8 protein-coding genes are annotated in these 5,760 nt (G+C 56.7%); all 8 read right to left on the reverse strand.

The window, feature by feature from the left end; all coding sequences use genetic code 11:
- Positions 1-713 (reverse strand): FecR domain-containing protein (locus tag M0974_RS16715; RefSeq protein WP_297838963.1); only part of this gene is annotated, 713 nt, incomplete at its 3' end.
- Positions 710-1,246 carry a sigma-70 family RNA polymerase sigma factor gene (locus M0974_RS16720; RefSeq protein ID WP_297838966.1) on the reverse strand — a complete coding sequence of 179 codons (537 nt, stop codon included), beginning with the start codon at positions 1,244-1,246 and terminating at the stop codon, positions 710-712. The genes M0974_RS16720 and M0974_RS16715, both read right to left, overlap by 4 nt.
- Before the next feature lie 169 nt (positions 1,247-1,415).
- Positions 1,416-2,177 carry an SDR family NAD(P)-dependent oxidoreductase gene (locus M0974_RS16725; protein WP_297838969.1) on the reverse strand — a complete coding sequence of 254 codons (762 nt, stop codon included), beginning with the start codon at positions 2,175-2,177 and terminating at the stop codon, positions 1,416-1,418.
- Positions 2,178-2,231: 54 nt separating this feature from the next.
- On the reverse strand, positions 2,232-3,062 hold the full coding sequence (locus tag M0974_RS16730; RefSeq protein ID WP_297838972.1) for a transporter substrate-binding domain-containing protein: 831 nt from the start codon (positions 3,060-3,062) through the stop codon (positions 2,232-2,234).
- A gap of 54 nt (positions 3,063-3,116) precedes the next feature.
- Positions 3,117-3,941: a transporter substrate-binding domain-containing protein gene (locus tag M0974_RS16735; protein ID WP_297838975.1), complete on the reverse strand. Its 825-nt coding sequence runs from the start codon at positions 3,939-3,941 to the stop codon at positions 3,117-3,119.
- Between the two features lie 86 nt (positions 3,942-4,027).
- Positions 4,028-4,753 carry an amino acid ABC transporter ATP-binding protein gene (locus tag M0974_RS16740; protein WP_297838978.1) on the reverse strand — a complete coding sequence of 242 codons (726 nt, stop codon included), beginning with the start codon at positions 4,751-4,753 and terminating at the stop codon, positions 4,028-4,030.
- The gene (locus M0974_RS16745) at positions 4,750-5,406 is read right to left on the reverse strand and encodes an amino acid ABC transporter permease (RefSeq protein WP_297838981.1); all 657 of its coding nucleotides are present in this window, start codon (positions 5,404-5,406) and stop codon (positions 4,750-4,752) included. The genes M0974_RS16740 and M0974_RS16745 overlap by 4 nt, the downstream gene beginning before the upstream one ends.
- 2 nt (positions 5,407-5,408) lie before the next feature.
- Positions 5,409-5,760: ABC transporter permease subunit (locus tag M0974_RS16750; protein WP_297838983.1), on the reverse strand; the 352-nt coding region annotated here is incomplete at its 5' end.

The following is a 5,760-nucleotide window of genomic DNA, read 5'->3' on the forward strand; positions in this document are numbered from 1 at the left end:
GGGCCAAGCCCCATCGCGCTGTAACTTAGTTGCTGACCCGCCTGCACAACCACCTGCTGCCCAGCGCATGACACCTCGGCGCTGCCGGCCTGAACACTGATGCTGGAGTGGCCGGCAAACAGACGGATTACGCATTGCGCACGGTGCAATAACGCCTGGCCATGGGGCGTTTGCACCTGCACGCCCTGCTGTGAAGTGCGCAGGCTGTCGATCTGTATTTCTCCGGCCAACAGCCTCAGCGGCAAAGGACTGACGCCGGGCTGAATATCCACCGCACTGAGGGTGTTGAGCCACAGCGTACTGCCATCGGCGAGCCGGACCTTGCGCGTTTCACCCGTACCGGTGGAGTAATCGGCCCACAGCGACGCGAGGTGATCGCCAGCCGTAGTATTTTGTACCCCGCGCCAACCAAACACGGCTGCCAGCGACACAGCGCCCATGGCCAGCAATGTCGTGCGCCGCCCCAGCATCGGCCCAGTCTTTTGTTGCAGCGCCTTGAGCGCGCCGGCTTTTTCGGCGGGCCCCTGAAAATGCGCAAAGCGGCCGCCGACCCGCTCCACCAAGCTCCAGGCACTACGATGCTCGGCGCGAAGTTCAAGCCAACGCTGCCATTTATCGAGGTCTTCGGGGGATACGTTGTCGGCGCGCAGTACTGAATACCAGGAGGCCGCCTGCTGCATAATTTCGTAGGGATATTCCCCGCTCGGCTTCATGGCGTCAGTCCCGCTTCAAGCAGCAAACACTGGAACATCGCCTGGGCCATGTACTTCTTCACCATGCGCTCAGAAACGCCAACTTCTTCGGCAATTTCGCGGTAGGTTTTGCCGTACACCTGAGCCAGCAGGAACGCGTGCCGAGCCTTGTCGGATAAGCGCCTGAGCATCGCATCGATTTCATGCAGGGCCTCAAGCAAAATCGCCCGGTACTCTGGTGATGGCTCGAAATACTCAGGTTGCGCGGCCAGGCTGTCCAGCCATGCCCGTTCAATTTGCCGACGACGCCATTGATCAATACATAATCCGCGCGCGACCGTACACAGAAATGCCCTCGCCTCGCTGGCACCCTCGAAATACCGGGGTTTGAGTAGCAACCGCAGGAAGGTGTCTTGAGTAACATCAGCCATATCGGCTGAGTTAAATGAACCACCAAACCGCCGCACCAACCACTGTTGCAGCCATCCGCAATACTCGCTGTACAAGCGGCCGATGGCGTGGTCGTGAGAGGAAGTTGGGGTTGACGAAGTCAAGATGCTATCTGGCGTAATACGAGTCGTGCGCAGATAGTAAACAATCTCATTCGCGATGTCGAACGCGTCTGTCGCTAAAACTGTTTTTGATTACCGTGCTCAGCACCCTGCGCGGATTTTATAGGAGCCAACATGTTGACTCCTATAAAGGTGACTGCAGTCGCAGTTATCAGATAGAGATACCTCCGTCCGCGATCAGCGTCTGGCCAGTCATCATGGGTGCGGCGAATCCCAGATAAACGATCATTTCAGCAATATCTGCGGTGGTGGCCCAGCGTTTGAGCGGGGTGGTTTCTTCCGAGCTTTTCTTGTGGTCTTCGGTCCATTCGATCGCCCAACTACTGATCACTGCACCCGGCGCAACCGCGTTGACCCGCACTTCAGGCGCCAGTGCCCGAGCGAGGTTTTTAGTCAGATTGATCACTGCCGCTTTTGAAGCGCTGTAGCTGATACTGCTACTAACTGAGCCAAAGCCCGCGATAGACGCAGTATTGACGATTGCTCCCCCGCTCTCTTTAAGGGCCGAGGACGCGGCTTTGGAACACCGGAACACGCTCATTAAGTTGGTGTTCATGATCAGCGCCCAAAGTTCTTCGGTAACGCCCTCCAAATCGCCGATCGGAATCGGTTTGGTGACGCCCGGGGTTCCGGCATTGTTCACCAACAAATCCAGGCGACCGAGCTGTGCGATAGCAGTCTTGACCATGGTATCGGCCTGTTGCGGATCGCCGAGGTCACCGGGCGCGGCAATGGCTTTGCCGCCACCGGCGATAATCTGCGCGACCGCTTCAGGCCCGCGAGGATCATCTGGCAAATAATTGATGGCGACTGTTGCGCCAGAGCGTGCCAATAGCTTCGCAGTTTCCAGGCCAATGCCGGAAGCAGCTCCGGTGATCAGCACGCAGCGCGATTGGAGATCAAACGTGAGCATTCTAATGTCCTCTATTAAGCAGAAACCACGGAGATAAAACGCAGCGGCGCGGCCTTAAAAATCGACGCCTTTGATAGCTAACGCAGGAGGCACAGTCGGACCGATATAGGTGTTATAGATTTCTTTGAAACGTCCGGAAGCGACCTGATTCCAGACGAACAACTTCACCCAGTCGAGCATTTCGAAATCATCGCGGCGCACAGCGATGGACACCAGATCAGGCGGAAACGGCGCTTCTCCCGCCAGTTCAAATGTCGGGAACTGTCCGCTTTTCATCAGCACCCCAGCCACCGCAGTAGCTTGCAGCACCGAATCGACCTTGCCCTGCTGCAGCGCAAGAAAAGCGTCGGTGTCACTGCCGTAGCCGATGTAGCTCGTTTTAGGGTCATTCCAGGCGGCAATATCTTTCTTCAGCATTTGCTCGGTGGAGCTGCCGATCACGCCGCCCAGTACGTGACCTTTGAGGTCCTGATACTTAGTGATTCCGGTGCCTTTGCGGGTTATCACGGCGGTGGTGTAGTTCATGTACGGCTGGCTGAATGCAACGGTCAAACCACGGCTGACGGTGCTGGTGGTGGACGCAATCAGCACGTCGATACGGTTCGAAACCAACGCTGGGATGCGGTCCGACGACGGTGTTTCGACGACTTCAGCGGTCGCGCCCAAGGCTTTGGCCATGTCCAGGCAGTAAGCGACATCGAAGCCATCGGGCTTGTTATCGAGCGTTCTGAAACCCGAGGGCGGTGAGTCGAGCATCACCCCGCAACGGAGCTTTTTCGACTGCACGACTTTGTCCAACGTAGACGCCGCTTGCGAGTAAGGCGCCGCGATAAAACTGCTGACCATGGCTAACATGGCGTAGGTGGTAAGGGTTTTAAGATTCATGCCGAACACCTTTGTTAATGAACGATGGGCCGAGCGATAGGAAACCTTTGATCGTTAGTAATCGACACCGCTTACGCTCAGAGAAGGCGCATCACCGGGGGCGAAGTACTGGTTGTAGATTTCCTTGTAACGGCCCGATGCGACCTGATTCCAAATAAACAACTTGGTCCAGTTCAGGAATTCGTAGTCCGTTCGCTTGACCGCAATCGACAGCAAGTCAGGCGGCATCGGCGCATCGCCAGCCAGCTCCAGGTGCGGAAACTGACCGCTCTTGATCAACAGAGTCGACACCGGCACTGACAGTAAAATCGCATCGACCTTGCCCTGCTCCAGTGCCATGTAGGAATCGTTATCGCTGCCGTAGCCGGTGTAGTTGGTTTTCGGTTCGTTCCACGTGCTGATAGCCGCTTTAAGGAATTGCTCGGTGGTGGTTCCGGTAACGCCCCCCAGAGCATGGCCTTTGAGGTCAGCCCAGCTTTTGATCCCCGCGCCTTTACGTGTGAGAACCGCGATCGGCACACTCAAATACGGCTGGCTGAACGCGACGCTCAAACCACGGGCTGACGAGTTAGTTGTGGACGCAATCAGCACGTCGATACGGTTGGAAACCAGCGCAGGAATGCGATCCGGAGACGGCGTTTCGACGATCTCTGCTTTGGCGCCCAACGCCTTGGCCATGTCGTTGCAATACGCCACGTCATAGCCGTCGGGTTTGTTGTCTGGAGTGCGAAAACCTGACGGAGGGGAATCGAGCATCACCCCACAGCGCAAGACTTTCGACTGGACGATGCTGTCGAGTGTGCTGGCTGCCGACGCAAGGCCCGGCAGGCTCAGGGCCAACAGAGTTGCAATGGATACACGCAAGGACCGATTTAGCATTTTCTGGTGCTCTCTATGGGAGGAATGTTCTGGCAGCAGCAACGTGACTCTTATTGGTTTGATGGATCAGCGTTCAAATCACCTGCTCAGCAGTGCTCCCGGCGCAAGAACCTCTGCGTGTGCTGACTGCTGGGTTGTTCGAGAACCTGCGCAACGGTGCCGATTTCGCACACTTCGCCCGCATGCAAAAATGCCACGCGATCACTGGAGTTACGCGCAAAGGCAATGTCGTGAGTCACCACCACCATGGTCATGCCCTCGGCGCGGAGCATGCGCATGGTGTCGAGCACCTCGCCCACCAACTCCGGATCGAGAGCTGAGGTCACCTCATCAAACAGCATGTAGCTGGGCTCCATCGCCAAAGCCCGAGCAATCGCCAAACGCTGTTGCTGGCCGCCGGACAACCGCGAAGGCAACAAATCCGCCTTGTTCCCGAGCCCGACGTGATTCAGGTGCTTGATCGCCAGCTCCTTGGCTTCACGGCGACTCTTACCCGTGACTAGACGCGGCGCGAGGGCAACGTTTTCCATTGCTGTGAGGTGTGGGAATGCATTGAACTGCTGAAAGACAATGCCCAGTTTCTGCCGCAGCTTGTTCAGATCGGTCTTGCGATCATGAACATCCACACCGTCAACCTTGATATGCCCACCCTGAATCGGTTCCAGGCCGTTGATGCATTGCAATAGGGTCGATTTCCCCGAACCGCTGGCGCCTAGCAAACACACCAATTCACCTTTATTGATGTCGAGATCGATGCCCTTGAGGATCTCAATATTGCCAAAGCGTTTGCGTACCGAACGAATCTCGATCACAGGGCCATCCTCCTTTCCAGACGCGCGCTATAGCGCGAGACCGGGTAACAGATAACGAAATAAAACAGGCCCACGCCCATTAGTAGCGGCAACGCCTCATTGGTCCGGGTGATCAGAATTTGCGACGACTTCATGTACTCGACGTAACCCACAACACTGACCAATGCGCTGTCTTTGGTCAGGCCCAATAACAAACCGACCCACGCCGCAAAACTGGTGCGCACGGCCAACGGCGCACTGATATGGAAGAACTCATGAAAGCCATTCATGCCCAGCGAGCGCGCTGATCGCCGGTATGTCCGCGGCACTGATGCCAGGCCCGCGCGCACTACCTCGGCGGTGACCACGGCCATGGATGAACTGAGCACCAATACGCACAGCCAGAATGTGTCGAAGCCGACCCCGGCCAGAGACAGAAAACTGTTAGCCAGCACCAGTTGAATAATCAGCGGAACGCTGCGTACCACATCGATATAAGGCGCCGTTACTACCCGCAGCAGCACCGAGGTAAAACGCATCCAACCCAACAAAATGCCCAGCAGCGTGCCAAAAAACCCCGACACCGCCGTCACCCATAACGTATGCAGCGCGCCTTGCAGCAGGAACAGCGCATCACTCCAGTGCAACCCCGGATCAGCCAATACAAATTGCATGCTCAGGTCCTCAACTGGCGCCAGAACACCACGCGCGCGCCAAGCTCGATCAACTTGGCGATCACGTAGTACATCAGGGCGGTGATAAAGAAGAATTCGAAACTGCGGAAGCTCACCGATTGCGCCGACTGTGCAGCACCGGACAACTCATGCAGTCCCACTAGCATGCCCAGCGAGGTATTGAGCATGGCCCACACTGCTTGAGTGACGAAGCCGTAAAAGACAATGCGCAACAGCTGCGGAAAGATCACGTGTAGGTAGGTTTGATAACGACTCAGCCCCAGCGAACGTGCCGCCGAGAGCTGTTGCCTGGGTACCGCTGCCAACCCGCCGCGAAAAATCTCAGCGAGATAC

It is taken from the genome of Pseudomonas sp., from assembly GCF_026224925.1.
Lineage (GTDB): Bacteria > Pseudomonadota > Gammaproteobacteria > Pseudomonadales > Pseudomonadaceae > Aquipseudomonas.